The 21,582-nt window shown below is 67.2% G+C and carries 19 protein-coding genes and 1 pseudogene; 14 read left to right on the top strand and 6 right to left on the bottom strand.

Annotated features, from left to right (window positions below; translation table 11 throughout):
- The first annotated feature begins 56 nt into the window (after window positions 1-56).
- The gene (locus A5780_RS37780) at window positions 57-2,132 is read left to right on the top strand and encodes a glycosyltransferase family 39 protein (RefSeq protein WP_064911421.1); all 2,076 of its coding nucleotides are present in this window, start codon (window positions 57-59) and stop codon (window positions 2,130-2,132) included.
- A 92-nt stretch (window positions 2,133-2,224) separates the two neighbouring features.
- Here A5780_RS37780 and A5780_RS37775 read toward each other — a convergent pair whose 3' ends face one another.
- The 3 genes from A5780_RS37775 to A5780_RS37765 all read right to left on the bottom strand — a co-directional run bounded on the left by A5780_RS37775 (window position 2,225) and on the right by A5780_RS37765 (window position 4,462).
- The gene (locus tag A5780_RS37775) at window positions 2,225-2,881 is read right to left on the bottom strand and encodes a Uma2 family endonuclease (protein ID WP_064911478.1); all 657 of its coding nucleotides are present in this window, start codon (window positions 2,879-2,881) and stop codon (window positions 2,225-2,227) included.
- A gap of 118 nt (window positions 2,882-2,999) precedes the next feature.
- Window positions 3,000-3,707, bottom strand: coding sequence for a hypothetical protein (locus A5780_RS37770; protein WP_064911420.1), 708 nt, complete (start codon window positions 3,705-3,707; stop codon window positions 3,000-3,002).
- Window positions 3,708-3,832: 125 nt separating this feature from the next.
- Complete coding sequence (locus tag A5780_RS37765) at window positions 3,833-4,462, bottom strand: TetR/AcrR family transcriptional regulator (protein ID WP_063010429.1); 630 nt, start codon at window positions 4,460-4,462, stop codon at window positions 3,833-3,835.
- A gap of 150 nt (window positions 4,463-4,612) precedes the next feature.
- On the opposite strand from A5780_RS37765, the gene A5780_RS37760 reads away from it, so the two are divergent.
- The 3 genes from A5780_RS37760 to A5780_RS37750 are packed head-to-tail and all read left to right on the top strand — an operon-like array spanning window position 4,613 to window position 7,727.
- Window positions 4,613-5,989, top strand: coding sequence for an NAD(P)/FAD-dependent oxidoreductase (locus A5780_RS37760; protein ID WP_063010494.1), 1,377 nt, complete (start codon window positions 4,613-4,615; stop codon window positions 5,987-5,989).
- Window positions 5,986-6,927 carry an alpha/beta hydrolase gene (locus tag A5780_RS37755; protein ID WP_063010431.1) on the top strand — a complete coding sequence of 314 codons (942 nt, stop codon included), beginning with the start codon at window positions 5,986-5,988 and terminating at the stop codon, window positions 6,925-6,927. The genes A5780_RS37760 and A5780_RS37755 overlap by 4 nt, the downstream gene beginning before the upstream one ends.
- A 56-nt stretch (window positions 6,928-6,983) precedes the next feature.
- Window positions 6,984-7,727 carry an SDR family NAD(P)-dependent oxidoreductase gene (locus tag A5780_RS37750; RefSeq protein WP_063010433.1) on the top strand — a complete coding sequence of 248 codons (744 nt, stop codon included), beginning with the start codon at window positions 6,984-6,986 and terminating at the stop codon, window positions 7,725-7,727.
- Here A5780_RS37750 and A5780_RS37745 read toward each other — a convergent pair.
- The 3 genes from A5780_RS37745 to A5780_RS37735 all read right to left on the bottom strand — a co-directional run bounded on the left by A5780_RS37745 (window position 7,724) and on the right by A5780_RS37735 (window position 10,489).
- Window positions 7,724-8,143 (bottom strand): DUF6508 domain-containing protein, encoded by a 420-nt coding sequence (locus A5780_RS37745; RefSeq protein ID WP_146100734.1) that lies wholly within the window; start codon window positions 8,141-8,143, stop codon window positions 7,724-7,726. The two genes, A5780_RS37750 and A5780_RS37745, sit on opposite strands and share 4 nt — an antisense overlap.
- 83 nt (window positions 8,144-8,226) lie before the next feature.
- Window positions 8,227-9,732: a phosphatase PAP2 family protein gene (locus tag A5780_RS37740; protein WP_063010437.1), complete on the bottom strand. Its 1,506-nt coding sequence runs from the start codon at window positions 9,730-9,732 to the stop codon at window positions 8,227-8,229.
- Between the two features lie 49 nt (window positions 9,733-9,781).
- Window positions 9,782-10,489, bottom strand: a complete 708-nt coding sequence (locus A5780_RS37735) for a MerR family transcriptional regulator (RefSeq protein ID WP_030517942.1) — start codon at window positions 10,487-10,489, stop codon at window positions 9,782-9,784.
- A gap of 282 nt (window positions 10,490-10,771) precedes the next feature.
- Here A5780_RS37735 and A5780_RS37730 point away from each other — a divergent pair, with 282 nt between their 5' ends.
- From A5780_RS37730 to A5780_RS42380, 10 genes and pseudogenes are all read left to right on the top strand, one after another.
- Complete coding sequence (locus A5780_RS37730) at window positions 10,772-11,242, top strand: hypothetical protein (protein WP_146098819.1); 471 nt, start codon at window positions 10,772-10,774, stop codon at window positions 11,240-11,242.
- Between the two features lie 48 nt (window positions 11,243-11,290).
- Window positions 11,291-12,184, top strand: coding sequence for an ROK family protein (locus tag A5780_RS37725; protein ID WP_064902260.1), 894 nt, complete (start codon window positions 11,291-11,293; stop codon window positions 12,182-12,184).
- A 254-nt stretch (window positions 12,185-12,438) separates the two neighbouring features.
- Entirely contained in the window at window positions 12,439-13,587 is a 1,149-nt protein-coding gene (locus A5780_RS37720; RefSeq protein WP_082856699.1) for a GAF domain-containing protein, read from the top strand.
- Between the two features lie 119 nt (window positions 13,588-13,706).
- Window positions 13,707-14,666: a conjugal transfer protein gene (locus tag A5780_RS37715; protein ID WP_064911418.1), complete on the top strand. Its 960-nt coding sequence runs from the start codon at window positions 13,707-13,709 to the stop codon at window positions 14,664-14,666.
- A 17-nt stretch (window positions 14,667-14,683) separates the two neighbouring features.
- Window positions 14,684-14,944 (top strand): hypothetical protein, encoded by a 261-nt coding sequence (locus A5780_RS37710; RefSeq protein WP_030517937.1) that lies wholly within the window; start codon window positions 14,684-14,686, stop codon window positions 14,942-14,944.
- Window positions 14,941-15,459 (top strand): hypothetical protein, encoded by a 519-nt coding sequence (locus tag A5780_RS37705; protein ID WP_063010445.1) that lies wholly within the window; start codon window positions 14,941-14,943, stop codon window positions 15,457-15,459. The genes A5780_RS37710 and A5780_RS37705 overlap by 4 nt, the downstream gene beginning before the upstream one ends.
- Window positions 15,460-17,982, top strand: coding sequence for an ATP-binding protein (locus tag A5780_RS37700; protein ID WP_063010447.1), 2,523 nt, complete (start codon window positions 15,460-15,462; stop codon window positions 17,980-17,982).
- A gap of 362 nt (window positions 17,983-18,344) precedes the next feature.
- Window positions 18,345-20,447, top strand: a complete 2,103-nt coding sequence (locus A5780_RS37695) for a hypothetical protein (RefSeq protein ID WP_155525683.1) — start codon at window positions 18,345-18,347, stop codon at window positions 20,445-20,447.
- A gap of 38 nt (window positions 20,448-20,485) precedes the next feature.
- Complete coding sequence (locus A5780_RS37690; protein WP_146098821.1) at window positions 20,486-21,334, top strand: NlpC/P60 family protein; 849 nt, start codon at window positions 20,486-20,488, stop codon at window positions 21,332-21,334.
- Window positions 21,331-21,582: pseudogene (locus A5780_RS42380) on the top strand (hypothetical protein); the annotation flags it as partial. The gene A5780_RS37690 and the pseudogene A5780_RS42380, both read left to right, overlap by 4 nt.

The raw sequence follows: 21,582 nt of genomic DNA, 5'->3' as shown, positions 1-21,582 counted from the left end.
TCCTCGATGCAACGGCCGCGGCAGACAGCCCGGCGACCGAGGCGGAGGAGAACCGTATGACGATCACAGAGGCGCCGCGTCGGCAGGCCGGGCCGACCGGATCGCCGCCGCAGCCGGCGCGGTGGGGCGCGTTCCTCTCGGGACCGCCCGACCAGCCGCGATGGGCGCGGCCCGGGCTGCTGGTGCTGCTGGTCGCGACCGCGTTCCTGTATCTGTGGGGACTGAGCGCCTCCGGGTGGGCCAACGACTTCTATGCCGCCGCGGTACAGGCGGGCACGCAGAGTTGGAAGGCGCTGCTGTTCGGATCGCTCGACTCCGGTAACGCCATCACCGTCGACAAGCCGCCCGCCGCGCTGTGGGTGATGGGGCTGTCCGGGCGGCTGCTCGGATTCGGTTCGTTCTCGCTGCTGTTGCCGCAGGCATTGATGGGTGTGGCGTCGGTCGGGCTGCTGTACGGGGCGGTGCGGCGCTGGAGCGGTCCGGCGGCCGGGCTGATCGCGGGTGCGGCGCTGGCGTCGACTCCGGTCGCGGCGCTGATGTTCCGGTTCGACAACCCGGACGCCCTGCTGGTGCTGTTGCTGGTCGCGTCGGCGTATTGCACGGTCCGGGCCACCGAGAAGGGGAGTGGCCGCTGGCTGGCGGCGGCCGGGGTGGCGGTCGGCTTCGGCTTCCTCACCAAGATGATGCAGGCGTTCCTGGTGCTGCCGGCACTCGGCCTGGTGTTTCTCGTCGCCGCGCCGATCGTACTGCGGGCCCAGATCCTGAAACTCCTGGGAGCCGTTGTCGCGCTGGTGATTTCCGGTGGCTGGTTCGTCGCGCTGGTGAGCCTGTGGCCCGCCGATTCGCGGCCCTACATCGGCGGCTCCACGGACAACAGCCTGCTCGAACTCGCCCTGGGCTACAACGGTCTCGGCCGCGTGATGGGCGGCGAAGGCAACGGCGGTGGCGGCGGTGGTCCCGGTGGGGGCGGCAACACCGGCTTCGGCGGCAGCACCGGAGTCACCCGCCTGTTCGGCGACTCGATGGGCACCGAAATCTCGTGGCTGCTCCCGGCGGCGCTGATCGGGCTGGTGGCCGGCCTGTGGTTCACCCGGCGCACACCCCGCGCCGGACGCATCCGCGCGAGCCTGATCCTGTGGGGCGGGTGGCTTCTGGTCACCGGCGTGGTCTTCAGCTTCATGCAGGGCACGATTCACCCCTACTACACCGTGGCCTTGGCGCCGGCGATCGCCGCGCTGGTCGGCATCGCGGTGGTGGAACTGTGGCGCGGACGTGAATTCGCCTCTGCGCGTGCGGCCTTGGGTCTCATGCTGGCGGCGACCGGGGTGTGGAACTTCGTCCTGCTGGACCGCACGCCCGACTGGTACCCGGCGCTGCGCTGGATCGTCCTGATCGGCTCGATCGTGGTCGCGGCGGTCCTCGTCGTCGGCGCGCACGCCCTCGGCCGGATGACCGTGATCGTCGCGGCCGCCGCACTGCTGTTCGGCTTCGCCGGCACGAGCGCCTACGCCCTGGAGACAGCGGCGACCGCGCACAGCGGGTCGATTCCGACCTCCGGCCCCGACACTGGCCGCGGCATGGGCGGATTCGGTGGCGGGCCCGGAGGTATGTCTCCGGACGGAAATGCCCCGGGTGCTTCGGTATCCGCGTCCGGCGGCACCGCACCTGATGGGACTGATTCGGGCACAACGGATTCGACATCCGGCGGCGCGACGAACGCGCAACCATCGGCGAGTGCCGACTCGACCGGCACCCGCGACGGCGGTCCCGGCGGAGGCAACTCCGGCAACACCGCCCTGCGGGAACTGCTGAAGAGTGCGAACAACCGCTGGGCGGCGGCCACGGTCGGCTCGCAATCCGCGGGCAGCCTCGAATTGTCCACCGGCACAGCGATCATGGCGATCGGCGGCTTCACCGGCAGCGACAACTCGCCCACCCTCGCCCAATTCCAGGACTACGTGAAGAACGGCGACATCCACTACTTCTTCGCGGGCGCCGGCCCCGGCGGCCGCGGTGGGTCGGGCGGTGGCTCCGGCAGCGCGAGCGAGATCACCAGCTGGGTCGAATCCCACTACACCGCAATTACAGTGGGCGGAACGACGGTCTACGACCTGACTCGACCCATCGACTGACAACCGAATCGGGGCCCGGCGATAGATGGCAGGGCCCCGATTCGCGTGCGGGAGTCCACGGAGTAGCGGCTGCTACGAAAGACCGGCACAGCTCATCCGAATTCGAGTTCCGACCAGGGAATGTCGATCGGAAACGGATGGTCGATGCGAACCGATTCCGAGGCGGTGGGTGACCAGGCGCCCGCCAGGACGTAGTTCGCCTGGTGCAGCACCGATACTCCGGGCGGCAGCGGCCCCACCTGCGGGGCGAGGACGTACGCGTGCACGTGCGCGATGGCGCTGCGTTGCGTGGCGAGGGTGACCTCCCAATACCAGGGAATCCCCGCCTTGGCATAGCGTGCCTTCTTCAGTTCCATATCCGCATCCGAATTCGATGGCGACAGCACCTCGCCCACCAACACGACGTCGGGGGAGCGGACATGCTGGTACGGCTGTTCGAGACAGCGGTGAACCATGAAATCCGGTGTTACGAAGTCGGACTTGCCGGACTTGCCGAAGAACACGTTGGTTTCCGTGCGCACACTCCAGCACTGTTCGGGATCGTCGGACATCTGTTTCCGAGCGCAGCGTCGAAGGCCGCTCCACAACAGGTTGGTGAACTCCTGGTGTTCACCGGGGCCGCGACGAAGCCACACCACCCGGCCCTCCCACAGCTCGATGCGAGCTGCGATGTCTTCGGGCAACTGCTCCAGCTCTTCCCAGGTCATGTACTCGGGAAGGTCCGGTCGCGCGACATCCGGGCAGGACATGATGCCCATCGTAGCGGGCCGAACCGTGCTGTTCAGTGGCTCGACGTGCGGATTCGGAGGGCGGTCGTCCAGCGGGCAGGGGCGTGGGCGGTGGTCCGCCCACGCCCGAGTTCCGTCCTCAGTCGCTCTCGCTGTCGTGGATGTGCTGTTCGTAGGGCTGGTTCATGGTGTGCTGGAACTTGATTGCGGAGGCGATGCCGACGGGGATGCCGAGGAGCGCGGCGCCGAGGATGGCGCCCATACCGCCCAGGACGCCCGCTCCGGCCAGGCAGCCGGCGATGAGGGTGAGTCCGGCGGCGTCGAGGACGGGCGCGCCGAACACCGCGCCCGCTACGGCGCCGACTCCGCAGCCGACGGCGAGGCCGATGAGACCACCGGTCATTGTTCCGACGCTGGTAGCCAGGCCGAATTCGTTGATGGCGGCCTGGATCGCCGCATCGAATCGCTCGGTCTGCGGGTCGCCGTCGATATTCTCCAGGTGCAGTTCCGGCGTCGCCGCGCGTGCCGCTGCCCGCACCTCGGGTGCGGCGTGGACGGCGGTCAGGGCCTTCGGCTCGGTCGGGAAGGCCGGGACACCGGCGACCGTGGCGCCGGAGGCGTCGCGCACCTGGAATTGCCCGCCCGCCGCGACCAGCGTGGCCGTCGCGGTCTCGATCACCACGGACTGATCCGCGGTGGAGCTCGTGTACTGCACGCCCGGCATGATCTCGGTGCTCAGGACGTGATCTGCCGCCGTCGTGGGCGCGGCGGATGCGACAGCCGAACCGGCGCCCAACGCGCTCACCACCGTGATCGCCATGACGGTCATGCGGGTGATCTTGTTCATCTGATCTCTGTTCCGTTCTGTGTTCTGCGCAGCGCTCGATGGAGCGGCATCAGACATTAACGGAAATGATTTCCATTTTCCATTCGGCGGGCGAGCCGAGTGGTGTGAAGTGGGTGAGCTCGTAATCAGCTGGAACGGCGGCTCCGTTCGGAAGCGCCGGCGGGCGCGTGCGTCAGCGCGGGCAGGAGGTAGGTGCGCAGATGATGGGACACCGCGGCGGGATCGTCCGGGTCGAAGGTGTCGCCGGGGACGGTGCCGAGGCTGATGAGGACCCGGGCCACCCACTCGGCGACCTCGGCCAGATCGTGGCCGGGGTGCACTTCTCCGCGTTCGGCGGCGCGGTCGATATAGGGCCGCCAGAACGCCGCGAGCGCGGGGACCAGGGCGGTGACGCCGGCGCCGGCGCAGGCCGCGAACTCCTCGGGTTCGGACGAGCGCAGGCGCATGAGCAGCGCGCCCGGATCGTCGTAGGCGCCGCGACCGATGCGCACGCCGATGGTGAGCTGTTCGGCGAAGGTGTCGATGCGGTCGAGTTCGGCGCGGGCGTCGTTCCACCAGGTGTCGGTGAGCCGCACGATCGCGGCGCCGATCAGCGCGGGCTTGTCCGGGAAGTGCCGGTACAGCCAGGCGCGCGAAACCCCCGCCTCCTCTGCCACCTCCATCATCGTGGTGGCGCGAATTCCCTTGGCGGCCAGCAATTTCTGTGTCGCTTCCAACAGCCGGTCGACCACCGTCGTGGTCGTCGTGTCGCTCATCCGCCGCCCCTTTCGCCGCACACCCGCACCGGTTCGCTGTCGACCGGTTTCGGGAAAACCCTAGCAATGTGTGGACAGATCTGAGAATGTGTCTACTAGTAGACACTATCGAGAATCTGTCTACACGCCCATGGCGTGAAAGGAGTGGTGATGTATCAACCGCGTACCGCGGTCATCGGCGCCGGAATCAGCGGTCTGACCGCCGGCAAGATGCTCGGCGACTACGGGGTGCCGTATGTGTGCTTCGAATCCTCGGACCGTGTCGGCGGCAACTGGGCCTTCGGCAACCCGAACGGGCACAGCAGCGCGTATCGCTCCCTGCACATCGACACCTCCAAACATCAGCTGTCGTTCCGCGACTTCCCGATGCCGGAGGAATTCCCCGACTTCCCGCACCACACCCAGATCAAGCAGTATCTCGACGATTACTGTGCCGCCTTCGACCTCTACCGTTCCATCGAATTCGGCAACGGTGTCGAACACGCGCGGCGTCTGCCGGGCGGCGGCTGGGAACTGCGCACGCAGCGAAACGAGGTGCGCCACTTCGATTTCCTGGTCGTCGCCAACGGGCACCACTGGGACCCGCGCTATCCGGAATTCCCGGGCGAATTCACCGGCCGCACCATGCACGCCCACCACTACATCGACCCGCGCACCCCGATGGACTTCTCCGATCAGCGCATTCTGGTGGTCGGACTGGGCAACAGCGCCGCCGATATCGCGGTCGAGCTGTCGTCGAAGGCGCTGGGCAACAAGCTGACGCTGTCCACTCGCTCCGGCGCCTGGATCGTGCCGAAGTACATCGCCGGTAAGCCGGCCGACAAGTACTACCGCACGAGCCCCTACATCCCGTTCTCCTGGCAGCGCAAGATCGCGCAGTGGGGACAACCGCTGACCGCGGGCCGTCCGGAGAATTACGGCCTGCCCACGCCGAATCACAAATTCTTCGAAGCGCACCCGACCCAATCGGTGGAACTGCCGCTGCGGCTGGGTTCCGGCGATGTGATCCCGAAACCGAATATCGACCGATTCGACGGCGCCACCGTGCATTTCGCCGACGGCACCGCCGACGATTTCGACATCATCATCTACGCCACCGGCTACAACATCACCTTCCCGTTCTTCGATCCGGACTTCATCAGCGCTCCGGACAACAAGATCGATCTGTACAAGCGGATGTTCCTGCCCGGTTTCGAGGATCTGGCCTTCGCCGGATTCGCCCAGTCCACCCCGACCTTGTTCCCGTTCGTCGAATGCCAGGCGCGACTGATCGGGGCCTATGCGGTGGGCCGCTACCGGCTGCCGTCGGCGGACGAGATGCGGCGGGTGATCGTCGCCGAACAGCAGCACTACACCGGGCATATGGTGCCCAGCGCCCGGCACACCCAGCAGGTGGACTACTTCCTCTACGAACACGATATGCGGGTGCGTGAGATTCCGGCCGGCGCCGAGCGGGCGCGGCTGTCGGGGCCGCCCCCGTGGGCGCGCGTGGCGGAGACGGATCGACCGGTGGGAGTGGCACAGTGACGACGTATCGGCAGGTCGAGTTCACCTCGTCCGGAACCACCTGTGACGCATGGTTTTTCGAGGGCACGCCGGACGGGCCGTTCGACGGCCCCGGCGGCCGTCCGGTCGTGGTGATGGCGCACGGATTCGGCGGGACGAAGGATTCCGGGCTGGAACCGTTCGCACAGCGCCTCGCCGCGGCCGGACTGGCCGTATTCGCCTTCGACTACCGGGGTTTCGGCGCCTCCGCCGGTGAACCCCGGCAGCGGGTCTCGATGGCCGCACAGGCCGAGGACTACCGTGCCGCGCTGTCCGCGGCCGCACGGCAGCCCGGCGTGGATCCGAATCGACTGGTCGCCTGGGGCATCTCACTGTCCGGCGGCCACGCCCTCACCGTCGCCGCGGACCGGACCGACATCTGCGCGGTCGTCGCGCTCGTGCCGCTGGTGAACGGATTGGCCGCGGGCCGAGTCGCTTTCGGGCAGGTCGGCGCCGCGGCGATCGCGAAATCCACGATGTCGAGTGTGCGCAGCGCCCTGGCCGGACGGTTCGGCGGTAATCGGGTGATGATGCCGCTGGTCGGCAAGCCCGGCGAACATGCCGCCCTGACCGCCGACGGCTACTACGAGAGCTATACCGCACTCGCGGGCCCCACCTGGCGCAACGAGGTGGACGCGGCGATCGGTCTGGAACTGGGCAGCTATCGCGCCGACCGGCGGGCTGCGCGCATCACCGCGCCGGTGCTGATGCAGATCGCCGACTTCGACCGCGCCGCGCCCGCTCACGCCGCGGCCAAGGCCGCGTTCGCCGCACGTGCCGAGGTTCGCCACTACCCGTGCGACCACTTCGACATCTTCGCCGGCAACGACTGGTTCGAGCCCGCCGTCGACCATCAGGTGCACTTCCTGACCCGCCATCTCGCCGCCGACCGCGCGATCGCCGAGGGGGCACAGCGATGAGTACAGCCGGTGAAGCGGCGAACGCCCCGGAGGCAGCGCCGACAACGCGGGGCGCGATGGTGATCGGCGGTGGCTCGGGCATCGGCCGCGCCACCGGACATGCGCTGGCGCGCGACGGTTTTCGCGTCGTGGTCGCCGATGTGAATCTCGAGGCGGCGCGGACGGTGGCGGCGGAGATCGGCGATTCGGCGAGCGCGGTGGCGCTCGACGTCACCGACGAGGCGTCGGTGGCAGCCGGCTTCGAAGCGAGCGGCGACCTCCACGCGGTGGTGAACTGCGCGGGGCTGTCGCTACCCGGCCCGATCACCGAACTCGAACTGGCACACTGGAAAACGACGGTCGACGTCTGCCTCACCGGATCGTTCCTGGCGATCAAATACGCGGGCCGCCACCTGGCCGACGGCGGATCCATCACCTGCATCGCCTCCCTCAACGGCCGCCAGCCCGGAACCGGGATGGCCGGTTACTGTTCGGCCAAGGCGGGTGTGCTGATGCTGGTGGAGGTCGCGGCGCTGGAGTTGGCCGAGCGCGGCATCCGGGTGAACGCGATCAGTCCGGGCCTGGTCGACACTCCGCTGGTCGCCGGTATCGCCTTCGTTCCGGGGCTGACCGAGGAGTACCTCGAGAACACCCCGCTCGGACGCAGCGGCCGACCCGAGGAAATCGCCGAGATGGCGGCCTTCCTGGCCTCCGACCGGGCGGCGTGGATGACGGGTGCGGCCATCGATCTCAACGGCGGCGCACATCTGAAGCGCTATCCCGACGTCCTGGCCCGAGTGCGGGCGCTGGCCGAGGGTTAACGCGCCGCGTGCGGGTAGGTGTGCTGATGCAGGCGGTGCAGGAGCGCCTGCATCAGCCCCGACTCGAAGGCCGACGCCAGTGTCCCCTCGGTGAAGCGGTCCGCGCGCACCAGCAGGGTCAGGTATTGCAGGCACTGCTGTGCGGTGCAGGTCGCCAGCGCCGCGCGGTCACGGCGCTGGATCGCCTGCTGTCCCTCTTCCCAAGCGCCCCAATTGAAGTGGGTCAGCAGCAGATGCCTATCGACCAGGAAGCGCACCACCTCGTCGACGAGCGGCGCCTTCCGCGACCAGGCCGAGCCGGAGGCCGCTTTGTCGACTCGGCACACCAGATCGGTGAGCACGCCGCGATCGTGGGCGGTCAGCCGCGCCAAAGCGGCCTCGGCCGATTCGACCGTCATGGGGTTGGCCTGCGTCACGATCCGACACCTCCGTCATGTGAAAACTAGGAATTTCATACCATGAGGTGTGTACTTCTTCTCGGCGCAGTCTCCGGTGCCGGCTAGCGGCGGGGCTCCGCATCACCGTCGGCAACCAGGAACACCGGCAGTGTCGAAGGATCGCCGATGAACTCGAATTCCGCACCGCGCGTGTCGACTTCGCCGTCGGTGGCCAGTGAGATCGGCGGCCCGTCCACGCGTACCCGCAACTTGTCCGCATGCCGGTGGACGTAGGTGGGCGAATCGCCGAGGGTGCCGGTGAGCGACGCCCAGATCAGCCGCAATCGGGAGAACCGCCGGTCCGCGCGCAGATACCGGATGTCCAGACCGGCGCCGTGCAGATCGGTTCGGGCAGTGGGCACCTGATCGCGGGGGCGGTAGGCTCCGTTGCCCACGAACAACATCCACACCGAGGCCGGAACGCCGTCGATGGTGGTGCGCAGCGGCTGGGCGCGCACGAGCACGCACACCATCGCCACCGCCGCGGCCGGCCATTTGCCGATGCGATGTTCCCAGCGTTCACGCAACCGGACGAAATCGGGATAACCGCCGAGGCTCGCGGTGTTCACCAGGGTGCGTTCGCTGCCGTCGTCCAGGCGCACCCGCGCGGTGTCGGCTAGCGCGACCTGTCCGGAGGACAGTGCGGCGAGGGTGGCCGCGATATCCTCGACACCTATGTCCCGGGCGAAGTGGTTCAGGGTGCCGCCCGGGAAGACGGCCAGCGGAAGTCCGTGCCGCACCGCCGCTTCCGCGACCGCCGAAACCGTGCCGTCCCCGCCCAGGACGCCGAGCGCGCGGATCGATCCGGATCTCACCCGGGTGTCTATCTCGGCGTCCAGGTCGATGTCGTCGCCGAGTTCGAGCAGCGTCGCGGCCGGAAGCTTGCGGATCAGATCGGCCAGCAGTCCGCCGCCGTCGCCGCTGCCGGAGTTCGGATTGGCGACCAACAGCAGGCCGTCGCCGCCGATCAGGGGTTCGATCCGCTGTGCCGGGCCGACCGTCGCGGGTTCGTCGCGACGCACCGCCCACCACCGCCTGGTGCCGACCGCGACGGCGCCGCCGAGTGCCGCGCCGGCGAGCACGTCGGTGGGCCAGTGCACGCCCACGTGAACCCGCGAGTACGCGACCGCGGCTGCCACGGGCGCCACCGCAACCGCCAGTGCCGGTGATTCCAGCGCCACGCCGGTGACGAAGGCCGCCGCCGAGGCGGCGTGGCCGGAGGGAAACGACGACGAGATCGGCGGCGAGATCAGGCGCCGCATCTGCGGCACCGCCTCGGCGGGTGGCCGGCGCCGCGGGAACAGTGGTTTGCCGACACCGTTGGCCAGCCCGCTCGCGATGCCGACGGCGACGAGTCCGCGCGCCGCGGCACGGCGGTGAGTCGTGGTCCCGACGGCGATCGCACCGACACCGGCCGCGATCCACAGCCGATTGGCGTTGGCGGCGTGGCTCAGCGAACGCAGCACGGTGTCGGCGGTACTCGGGCGCAACCGTGCGCTCCGGTCGACCAGTCGCCGATCCAGAGTATTGATTCCGCGAACCCGCCGCGGGACGAGAGGCCTGCGCATTCACCCGAGCGTACCGGCACGGCGCGCCGGGCACATCGAACAACCGGACTTATCGGGCAGCCTCGTTGGGAGCGGGCAGTTCGGCATGCCGGGCGAAGGCCTGGTCGATGAGCTCGGAGGCCGCCCGGGTGACGATCAGGCGGGCGATGGCCACCTCGGTTTCCAGCCGTGCGCGGTCCTTGCTGTCGCGCTGCGAGCGCTCGTAGGCCTGCCCGGCCAAGCAGTAGAACAATTCGGTGGCGTAGCGATCGGCGATCTGATTGCAGTCCGCGCGCAGCCGCTCCACGAGCTGGAAGGCGGTGGCGTCCGGCACCCCGCTGTCGATGAGGCGCGCGGCGAGATCGCCGCAGCGCGGATTGGCGACCCGGTAGGCCTCCAGCGGGTCGGAACTGCCGGCCAGCGCCTGTTTGACGTAGTCGGGCAGATCGGCGAGCGGATCGTCGCCGACCGGTTTCTCCTGTGCCGCAACGGGTTCGCGCTCGCCCGGACTGTCGCTGACCCCGAGGACGTCGGCGAGCCCGTCGCCACGATCCCATGCCTCGAGCAGTTCGCGGATCCCGTTGAGCTTCATACCTCGGCTGAGCAGCCGGCTGATCGTGTGCAGCCGCTCCAGATGATCGGATCCGTAGTAGCCGATGCGCCCCCGGACTTCCGGTGACGGCAACAGCCCTCGTTCGTGGTACACGCGGACACTGCGCACGGTGGTGTCTGCTGCCCGCGCCAGCTCGTCGATCGTGTACTCCGAGTGCACAGCCATACCTCTTAGGAAATCACAACTTACCCCGTAGAAAAACGGACCGTACAAAAACGTCCCGTTAAGTGACGATACATCCGTGCAACGACTTGGTCAATGTGCCGTTAAATAGCGGCGAAAGTGGTTGCTGACAGCCAAATCGTGGGTTAACGTGCCGAGTACAGCAGTTCGCTGCTGGTTGCCGGGGACTGTTGAGCAGCCCCGATGCCCGCCCGACCCATGGGCCACGTCTGCGAACCACACGGTGACTGCACACGTGTGTCCTCGGCATCCCCGGAGACGGAAATGAGCACAATTCACTCGCGTCGGCTACCCCTCGGATCCCCTGTGGCGCCGCCGCTTTCGACTGTTCCCACGCCCGCCGTCGCGACCGTCGCGGCCGCGCACCGCCCGCCGTGCGCCGACGGACCCGACGACTGGGACCTCGACGTCGGCACCCCCGACTCCTGGCGCGCCGCGGTCCGGATCTGCGCGAGCTGCCCGCTGCTGACCGAATGTTCCCAGCTCGCAGAGGCTTTGATCGCTCGTGGCGACGGTCCCCGGGCCATGATCTGGGCCGGAGTCGCCTACGACAGCGCCGGCAAGATCGTGGAGAACCTCGATCGGCATCGGACGGCCCCGCTGGATCACAAACGGCCGCTGCGGATCATCCGGACCGGCGCCCGGCCGGTCTGTGTGGAACCCGCGCCCGCGACGCCGCGTCGTCGTATCGTGCTGGGGCGCCGGTTGCGACCGGCAGCGACCGGTGGCTGCTGAGAGCCGTCACCATCGACAGGCGAAAACTACTGTGACGGTGGGTAATTCATGACTGTGCTGGCGTTGGAAATCGGCCCGGCGGGCTTCGCGGCGACTCGCGTGGCAGACGATGTCGGTACGGACGATATTCGCCGGGCTCCGATCCCCGCCGCCGGCGCCTGGGAAGCCTGCCGGACACTGCTGCACGAGACCGCCGGCGGCGAGGATGTGGCGGCGATCGGGATCGGATCGTCAGGGCCGATCGACATGACCGCCGGCGTCGTCGCGCCGACCGCGGTCAAGGAGTGGCAGACCGGTTTCGAGCTGGTCGATTCCGTGAAGAAGGCGTTCCCGGGCGCCAGTGTGCAACTGGGGCTGGACGGTGTGTGCCTCGCGCTGGCCGAACAGAATTTCGGCGCGACGGGTCAGGTGATGGACGCGGTGTCGATCGCCGTATCGGATCGGATCAGTGCCGGGGTGATGGTCGGCGGCCTGGTGGTCGTGGGGCGTACCGGCAATGCCGGTCATCTGGGCCATCTGCTCGTTCCCGGTTACGACGAACCGTGTGAATGCGGTGGTCGAGGCTGTCTCGAAGCCGTCGCGGGTGGCCTCTCCGCGGTGCAGTGGGCTCGGGGCCGGGGCTGGCCGGGAGCCACGGTGGCGGAACTGGTTTCGGCGGCGCAGTCCGGCGATGAGGTTGCGGTCGCGGCGTTCGAACGGGTGGGTACCGCGTTGGGACGGGCCATCGCTTCGATCGCGCCGCTGCTCGATGTCGGTCTCGTCGTCGTGGGCGGTTCGATGGCCACGGCCGGCCCAGCGCTGTGGAAGCCGCTGAACACGGCCGTGGCCACCCATGCCCGGGCCGGCTTCCTGGCCGCACTGCGAGTGGTCCCTTCGGAATTGGAGGATCTCGGCGTCCTGGCCGGGGCGGGGGTTCTCGCCCTGATCGCGGCCCAGGACTAGCGGCACCGTCGTCGATCACGGCCGAAGGCGCGCAGGATGCGGGCGTCGGCCGTGATTTCGCATGTTCAACGTCTGTTTACGAAATGGGCGTTCGTTCAACATGGTTCACTTGCAGTGGTCGGACTGCTGACCAGTGCAGTTGTTCTTCTCCTATTGATCGCACCGCTGGATAACGGTACATTGTCTAGGTCACGATGATCGTCTGAACCCGTCGGTCATGAGTGCGGAGGAACGGCTGGTGCAGGGCAAGTGCGATGAGTGACGCGGTGATCGGATGGACGACGATCGAAACATTGACGCCGGAGACGATGTCGGTCGCCTCGGTCGGGGAAACGCCCCGCGAGTTCGCGGCGTGGCAGCGTGTGCTGCAACGGCAGCTGGCGAAGATGCCCGCGATCTACGACGGCCTGACGACCGCGCGGATCGCCGAGGCCATGATCTCGGCCCGCGATCACGCGCAGGAGGTCGATCTGCGGATCGCGACCCGCTCGGGTCCGCATCGGCTGCTGATCAAACCCGTCTTCGGTCCCGCCGGTGACGTCCATGCCATCCGGCTGTGGCTGGGTCCGGCGACCGCGGAGGTGCCGGCGCTGCGTCCGGCGGTCGGAGCGATCTGGGATCTGTCGACACAGACCATCCAGCTGCCGGGCGGTATCGCGCGATTGTCGGGAATGTCCGCCGAGGAGTACGTGCCGCGGATATCGATCGCCGAACTGTTCCACCGAATGTCGGGATTCGACCGGCACACCGAGGTGCTCGATCTGCTGTACGAGCCGACGGCCGGCGCCAAGATGCAGTTCGACGTGACCGTCCGCGCCGACGGTGAACGTCCCGGCCGCTGGCGCATCACGATGCGCGCACGGAACGACGAACGATCCAGGGGCGCATGGCTGTTGATCGAGGAGATCGGCGCCGAGCGGGCGTCGATGTCGTGGTCGACGCTGGAGCAGGTCGGTCTGCGGGAAGCGCATCGCCGTGCCGGCACTCATCTGGCTGTGGTGCAACTCGAATACACGAGCATTTCGCACTGGCTGACCGATCCGGCGCCCTGGATCAGGTGGGACTATCTGTTCCGGCCGATCGACGTCTTCCATCCCGACGATCGCCATCGCCTGCTCGCCCTCGACGAGCGGTTGCGCGCGGGCGACACCGCCGGGGTGACCGTCCGGGCTTTGAATTACGGTGGCGGGTACACCCCGACCTCCCTGCTGCTGTACCCCTACCCGGGATATTCGGCGCGGCAATTGGCGATCGCCCAGATGGTTCGCGTCGCCGACGATCTCCCGGTGATGGAGCCGCAACGGCAGTCCTCGGGGCTTCCGCATCTGCACACCCCGATCGGCTACGACGACCAGCTGCGGCATCGTCTGGCCGGCCGGATGAAGCGCAGCCCCGTGTACTGATCGCCTTCCCACGGCAGGGAACAGTCCGAAGGGTGAATGCCCTTGTCCTCTCTACCATTCCGAGAGTGCGGGCAATTGCTGGTAGATCGGCGGATTCGGGCGAAGCACTGCTTCGCCGGATGGCCGCGCGACGCCGCCGCGACAACATCCTCGTCGCGGTACTGGCCGTACTAGCCGTCGTCGGCGGTGGACATGCCGTCCTGTCCTGGTTCTCGGAGCCGCCGCAGGGGCCGTCCGACGCGAACACGACGACCCTGATCGGCCATGCTCAGCTGGCGGCATCGTTCGCCGAGGACTTCGTGGTGAGCTACCTCGGTTCGAGCGCGGGGCAGCAGGATCGGATCGCCGACTATGTCGATCCGGGCCAGCAGATGCGCTTGCCGGCCACCGCGCATCCGGTGAGCGACCCGATGGTCGTCCACGTCAGCCGCACCGAATCGACTGCGAGCGTCGAGATCTGGGCGGTCACGATATCGGTGCACCCGGGTCGGACCGGCAGCGTGACCGACGCCCGCCAGTACTACCAGGTCGCGGTATCGGTGACACCGGACGGCCACAGGCGCGCGCTGTCGCTGCCGGCCGCGGTGGAGCCGCCGGGGCGTGGCCCGGATATCACCCTCGCCTACGGCACGCCCTGCCCCTCGGATACGCCGCTGGCCGATGTCGCCACCGGCTTTCTGACTGCCTATCTGACCGGATCGGGGGATGTCGCCCGCTATACGGCCGTCGGCGCCGGGATCACGGCATTGCGCCCGGCTCCGTTCACCGGCCTCGAGAGCGTCTCGGTCACGGCGGACGAATCCAGTTGCGGCAGTAGCGGAAACGCCGCGAAAGTGCTCGCCACGGTGGCGCCGAAGGGAAGTGGTGGCGCCTCGGTCTCGCTGTCCTATCCGCTCACCATGGTGCGCCCCTCCGGACAGTGGCAGATACAAGCCATCGATCGTGTTCCGGCGCTGACGAATCCGCTCACGGTCGTGAACGGCACAGGTCCCGGCGGCGCCGGCGCACCGGCGCCGAGCAGTAGCCAACCCGCCGCACCGACGACGACCGTGCAGATCCCGCCGGCGACGCAGAACTGATCCGAGAAGGGACGCTCATGCACAATCTCAACGCGCTGCTTTATTACATCCTGCTGGTGGTCCGCGCGCTCGGCATCATCGTCATCACGATCCTCGCCATGGGCATCCTCATCTCCGAGGCGGCCAAGTCGAAGTTGTCGCCGACGAAGGTGCTCGGCGTGGTCGGCTCGGCGATCCTCGCGGCGGTGCTGTTCTGGATGCTGCCGACACTGGTCAACTACGCACGATCCGATGCCACCAGCGTCGTGCCCGATCAACCGGTCGGGCGATACCGATGACTCAGCTGATCAAGGTGTACACGCCGATCAAACGGGTGCCCACCATGATCGGCAAAGCGCAGAACGGGCAGAAACTGCCATTCGGGCCGTACACACTTCCACAGGTGGCCGGCGGTATCGCGGTCATTCTCGTTACCTCGGTCCTCGCCATGATCCTGCCGGTGAATCCGGCGATCACTTTCGTGGTGGGGCTGATCCTGACGATTGTGGCGGTGTTCGGCCTGGGGTTGCTGCCCTATACCGGGGTACGGATGATCTCGCGGGCCATGTGGTTCGGCCGTTTGGTCTTCGTCCGTAAACCTGTGTCGGCCTCGGGTTTTCCGGTCACCGCCGAATCCGCCCGGCACACCCTGTTCATCGAGGAATCCGTGGTCATCATCTTCCCGGACGGGTCGGCGCCCGAGGCCGCGCCGGTCGGCCGGCCGGGATCGGGAAATGTCGCCGAGTTGCTTGCTACCCAGTCCACTTCGCTTCGTGCCGAGGGTAGCCGCGCAGTGGCAGGAGGAGTGCACTGAATGGCGTTCGAGCGAGATATCCAGCCCACCGCGGCCATTCGGGGCAACCTGCAATTCACGCACGCCGGATTGGTCACCGCGACCTATTTCATCAATCCGCTCGGTTACGGATTGCGCAAGGCCGGTGACAAGTTCGACGTGAAGGCGGCCCACCACGCGCTGATCAACAACCTGCCCAACGGCTCGCTCCTGCTGGGAATTCAGGCGCGGCTCAACACCATCGACGTGCTGGGCAAGATGGTCGAGGGCGTCGATCTCGACGAATGCGAGGATTACGCGCTCGAGGTGGTCGCCGCCTACGAACGGGTGCGTGCCATCGTGCCGCAGACCCGGATCTTCCTGCTGTCCATACCCGTCGGATCCAGCGGCCCGGCACTGTCGGGACTGTCGCGGATCTGGCGCGGCAGCACCACCACGATCGATGCCACAGCGCTGTCACGCGCCGATCTGGAGGCCTACGACGACACCGCGAACGAGATCCTCTCGCGAATCGGTGGCGATTTCGAACCGGTGCCGGTGCCGGCGGCGTTGTTCCAGTGGCTGTGGGAGCACTATCTGTCCCGGGGTGCGGTCGGCGATCCGGTCGCGCCGACCCGCGCGGGCGTTCTCGACGATGCCACCGCCGCCGTCTTCCGGTCCGCGGCCCTGGACGAAGGCGCCCAGGCCGACAGCAACCGCCGCCTGCGTCCGTCGTTCGTGCCGGTGATCAAGGTGGTTCAGCCCGACTTCGAATTCCGGCCGTCCTATCAGGCGATCCTGACCCCCCATTCGTTCCCGTACTCCGGGATGAATTTTCCCGGCGGCAGCGAATTCCTCAGCGTCCTCGACGGTATGGAGAACGTCACCATCGACTGGGCGATGCGAATTTCGACGCGCCCCGCGGACGCGGTGCTGAAGAACAACGAGCAGAATCTGCGCCGTCTCGGTGAGCAGATGGATCAGCGCGATCAGGAGGTGTCGTTCGCGCAGAACACGTTGATGTCGAAGGTGCAGATGCTCGGTGAATACAACAATCACTTCGAGGTCAACGGTGGCGAATCGGAGGTGTCGTTCACGACCGTGATCGCGGTCGGCAGCTCCTCGCACGACACCACCATGGATGCGGTCAATACCCTCAAACGCCGATACAAACGCTTTCAGGTGGAGATGACGGCACCTGTCGGCGCTCAGGTCGACCTGTGGTCCATGATGATTCCGGGCAGTCCGCCCCGGCGCGCCTACGACGACTTCGCCCATATCGTGCCGTCGGATATGTGGTCGGGTTTCGTTCCCTTCACGACCAGTCAGATCGGTGACGACAGCGGTCCGGTGATCGGCGTCAATTTGCTCTCCGGCCAATTCGAGCCGATTCACTTCGGCATCATGGAAGCGGCGCTGCACGACCTGTCGGCCTCGTTCGCGGTGACCGGCGAACTGGGTTCGGGTAAATCGTATTTCCTGAAACTTATGGCGGTGCTGGTCCACGATATGGGCGGGCAGTTCCTCGCCATCGACCGCAGTCAGGTCGGGGAGTGGGAACATTTCGCCTCCTCGATCGACAACGCGGTCGTCATCGACCTCAGCAATCCGACCGTGTCGCTGGATCCGCTGCGATTGTTCGATCCGCGTGTCGCCGGTGAGCGTGCGCTGGACTCGATCCTGCCTCTGCTGGACCTGTCGCCCACCAGCGGTGCCGGTGCGCTCATCGGCAGCATGCTCACTCCGAAAGGTATTGCCGAGCACGGCATTCGGAGTCTGCTCGATCTCTATCGCGTGGTGTGCCGGTTGCGCGACGAGCACGGCAGTGCCGAGGAGTACGCCGATCTCGCCGCCCGGCTGGGAGCCATCGTGGAGCGGGTGCCGGTCCTGTTCGATCCCGGCCTGCGACCGCTGCGACTCGACGCCGCGGCCACGGTCATCCGAAGCCACAACCTGGCGCTGCCGACGGCGGAAGAACTGGTCACCCCCCACCTGTACAACCGGTTGCCGCTGACCAAGCGCCTGGGCACCGCGCTGTACGAACTGGTGGGCGTCACCGCGCGAGAGGCGTTCCTCTCCGACAACGGCCGGTTCGGGCTGCTCGTCGGCGACGAGGCGCACCACTTCACCCAGACTCAGGTGGGATCCGCGGTGACCAGCGACTTCAGTCGCGACGGCCGAAAGCATCTGGCCGCGATCGGTTTGGCCTCACACGATCCGGCCACCGACTTCCAGGGCGCGGCGCACAATCTGATCCCGAACCGGTTCGTCTTCCGGCAGCGCGACGAGACGCTGGCCCGCAACAGCCTGGAATGGCTGGGCGTGGACCTCGACGAGGCGCCCTTCCTGCTCCAGATTCTGCGCGAGGAGACCTCCCCGCCGATCGGCCCCGGACGGCAGGTGCCCGAGGAGCGGCGCGGCGAGATGTTCATGCGAGACGCGTTGAACCGCATCGGTCGCGGCAAGGTGCTCGGGCCCGCCCGCCCCGATCGCGCCGAGGCCATCAGCAGTACGCCGAATGCCGCACCCAAGCGCGCGATACTGGAGAGACAGGCGGTGCCATGATCGGCGATACGGGCACCGTGCACGGCCGGTTCGGTCCGGACTGGGAATTCGAATTCTTCGACCCGGCTCGGTGGCAGCCGCGCGCGGTGGCCCGCCGATGCTGGAATTTGATGTCGGCCACTCGGCGGCGGCGTTGGAGTGTCTCGGCGCTGGCCGTGTTCGTCGTGATGGTCGTGCTGCCGGTGGTGCTCGGTGCGGTGGCCACGGCACAGACGGGGGAGGGGGATGCGGAGGGGTCCTCGGTCAACAGTGGACTGAGCTGGATGCATGTGCGCGATTCGTCCGGCGCGGAGTTGTCGAGCTACATCTTCGCGACCAACCACGGCGGACTGCTTCACCCGGCGAATACCGCGCTGTCGCTGGTGCTCAGCCTCGAATTCGCGGGCTGGATGGTGATCGTGACCACGGCCATCTGGTTGATCGGATACGCTCTCAGCTTCGCATGGCTCAATTTGTTCAGTCGTGCTCTGGAAGGTGTCGCGCACAGTCTCAGCGGCCAGATCGCCACGCCGATGATGTTGGCGGCTGCGGTCACGATCGGAGCGTTCTTCGTAGCGTGGTTCGTGGTCCGCGGTTTCCACGCCAAGGCCACCATGCAGGTGGTCTCCATGTTGTTGATCGCGGTGGCAGGGCCGATATTCCTCGCGGAGCCGCTCGCGGATGTGCTGTCGTCGGACGGCTTACTGGCCCAAGGCCGCAATATCGGGGTGTCGGTGGCTGCCGGCTTGAACGGCAACAGCAACCCGAACGCATCGGCACTGGTGCCACAGATGCAGGCCGATCTCGCCGACAACTTCGCCCGTCGCCCGCTACAGGTATGGAATTTCGGCCGCGTCGTCGACACCGATTCGGCGTGCAAGGCGGCGTGGACCTCGGCGGTGATGAACGGCAGTGAGAATGCCGTCAAGGAGGGTATGAAGAACTGCGACAGGACTGCCTACAAAGCGACCCAGAATCCGACCGTCCCCCAGATCGGGGCGGGATTGATCCTGTTGGTCGCCGGCACGATCTTACTGCTGTTCGCGGTCTATCTGTCCCTCAAGATCATCAAAGCCGCGCTGGACACGATCTATCACGGGTTCATGTCGATCTTCGGATTCGCGGCGGGCGGTTTCGTCTACGGGCCCACCCAAACCTTTCTGGTGCGCAATATCGTCGACGGTTTCATCGCGGGCGCGCGGATGGCCTGCTACACGATCTTCCTGGGCGTCTATGTGCTTTTCCTGGGCAACTTGTTCAAGGAAGCGGAGAACGACGTCATGGCGATCTTCGTCATCGGCGCCATCGTGGAAATCATCGCGATCTTCCAGTTGCAGCGTTTGAGCGCGGGGCTGACCAGCGGGAACGAATGGGTCGCCAACCGCTTCGCACTGGCGATGCAGGGCGTATCTCGCGGAAGCGGCGGCGGCGGAGGTTCCGGTACGGCATTGGGTATGGGACAGGCCGGAGCAAAGCACAAGCTGGGCGGCGCCGCGATGCTGGCGACCCTGGCCGGGGTCAGCACCGTGAGCAATTCGCCGCTCACCGAATGGATGTGGGGGCGGACCCGCAGCCCGCTGCGGCCGTTCTCGCGTACCGAGCGTGAGGCGCAGCTCGCGCAGTGGGGGGTGTGGGGCCGGGAAAACTTCGGTGGTGCGGACGGCCTGTACACCCAGTCCTATATGAATCGGCATCAGTTCGCCTTCGCGGCGCGGCAAGCGGCCGAGGCCGCCGGCGGCGTCGACACGGTTATGGGTGCCTCCGCGGCGATCCAAGGTGTATTCGACTACGGCGGGGGCCTCGACAGTGCCTGGGGCGCAATGCTCGGCGCCGGCTTCACCGATGAGCAAATCATGTCGAACGCCATCCGCTCGTGGGGCATCGTCGCACAGAACGCCGAGGACGAGACGCTCACCGACAAGCACCTCGGCCATGTGGTCTCGGCCATTTCGCGCGCCCAACATTCGGCAAATCGTGTGCTCCGGGGGGAGGGCACGGCGGAGGAGGCGGCAGCCGATCTGGCGACGCTGCAAGCGGCGACCTTCCGCTTTCGGCGCGCGAATCCGGGTGGCGTCACCTTGGACGGCGGGGCTCGCCATGGCCGAGAGCGACGATTCGTCGAGCAATACATGGCGGCCCCGAGCCAGGAACAGATCGAGCAACTGCAACTGGTGGCAAGTGGTGGTCGCTCAAGGATGGCGTCTCTGGCAGGAATCGACGAAAATAGTGCCGACCGGATGCTCATGTGGATCGGTAACGAGCACGCGCGGGTTGTCTCCACCGCCGTCGACCGGTTGGTCGACGATCCGGGGAACCCGCGCCATATCCGAGAGGTCCGCCGGGTCATCTCCCATGCGGCCGACACGGATCTCTGGGCGTCGCGGGTTCACCGGACACCGTGGAACGCTCCTCAACCGCCCGGCACCAACCCTCCCAACCCGAACTGGCGACGCGAAATGGGACGCGTCGGTCGCCGCATTCGCTAGGCAGCGGATAAACCGAGAGGCTTGTGAGGAGGCTGTCGATGAGCAATCGGCCGGATGGACTGCGGACAGCATTGGCATTCGTACCGTGGTGGGCTTGGGGTCTCGTGGTCGTTGTCGCGCTGTGCGGTGTAGTACTCATGGGAGCGGTGTTTCCTACTGCGGCACAGTCGGGTTCGTCGGCCTCGGACCTGCAGTGCCAATGCGCGAGTGCGATCGGGGACGACCCCAGCGAGACACCCACGGCCACCACCGTCTCGAAGTGCGGAGGCGGCGGCACGGTCGCGGCATCGGACATCCCGTCGACCAATCCGTACGCGAGCGTAACCGTCGACCCGAGCGACAACGACGTCTCCGATTGGATCCGGTCGTGTCTGAGTGGACCGATGCAGTCGGCGCCCTATCAAATGCCGGAGTTGGCCTACGGCAATACCGGCTTCGCCGGCAGTTGCGCGGCTGCGCTCGCCGCGGGGTACCGCTCCCAGGCGGCCGATATGGCCGAACTGGTGCGAGGAGTGATCTACCAGGCGTCGGTGGCCGCGACCACACAGCGATGTGAGAAGACGTCGCTCGACGGAACACCCGCGCCCACCGGAAACGGTTGCCAGACTTCGACGGACGCCATTCGCGGCAGCAATTCGGGCGCGGTGATCCTTCCGACGACCCTCGCGGGCCAGGCGATCTGCGGTCAGCGCGTGCAGCTTTCCGCCGCATCGGCGGGCGATGTGGTGTTCTGGGACTACGGTTCGCGCGGGCCGGCTCGCGCCGGTGTGGCACTCGGCGACGGGACCATGATCACCGCCGATGCAACGACGGGAAGCCTTGTGCAGCAGACGATTCCGATGAGCCGGGGCGTACAGGTCAAACGGGTATTGGGGGCCGGGGCATGACATCACCCGCCGAAGTGCAGCCCGGAGTCACCGGTGAGCCGAACGAGGAGCAGTCGTCCGACGGGACCACGCCGTGGACGCTGCGCCCCATGGAACAACGGTCGAAGCCCGACAAGGCCGTGACGCCGTCGCTCCCGGGAGTACCGTCGGGGGCGAATACTCCAGCGGCGCCGTCGTCGTCTGTTCCGGTGGTTTCTCCGTCTGCGCCACCGGGTCCGGCTCCGGCCGGGTCGGGTGCGGGTGTGGTG

The sequence above is a fragment of the Nocardia sp. 852002-20019_SCH5090214 genome, from assembly GCF_001665865.1.
GTDB lineage: Bacteria > Actinomycetota > Actinomycetes > Mycobacteriales > Mycobacteriaceae > Nocardia > Nocardia nova.
The sequence above is the reverse complement of the archived record's forward strand: the minus strand, read 5'-3'. Positions and strand labels throughout refer to the sequence as shown.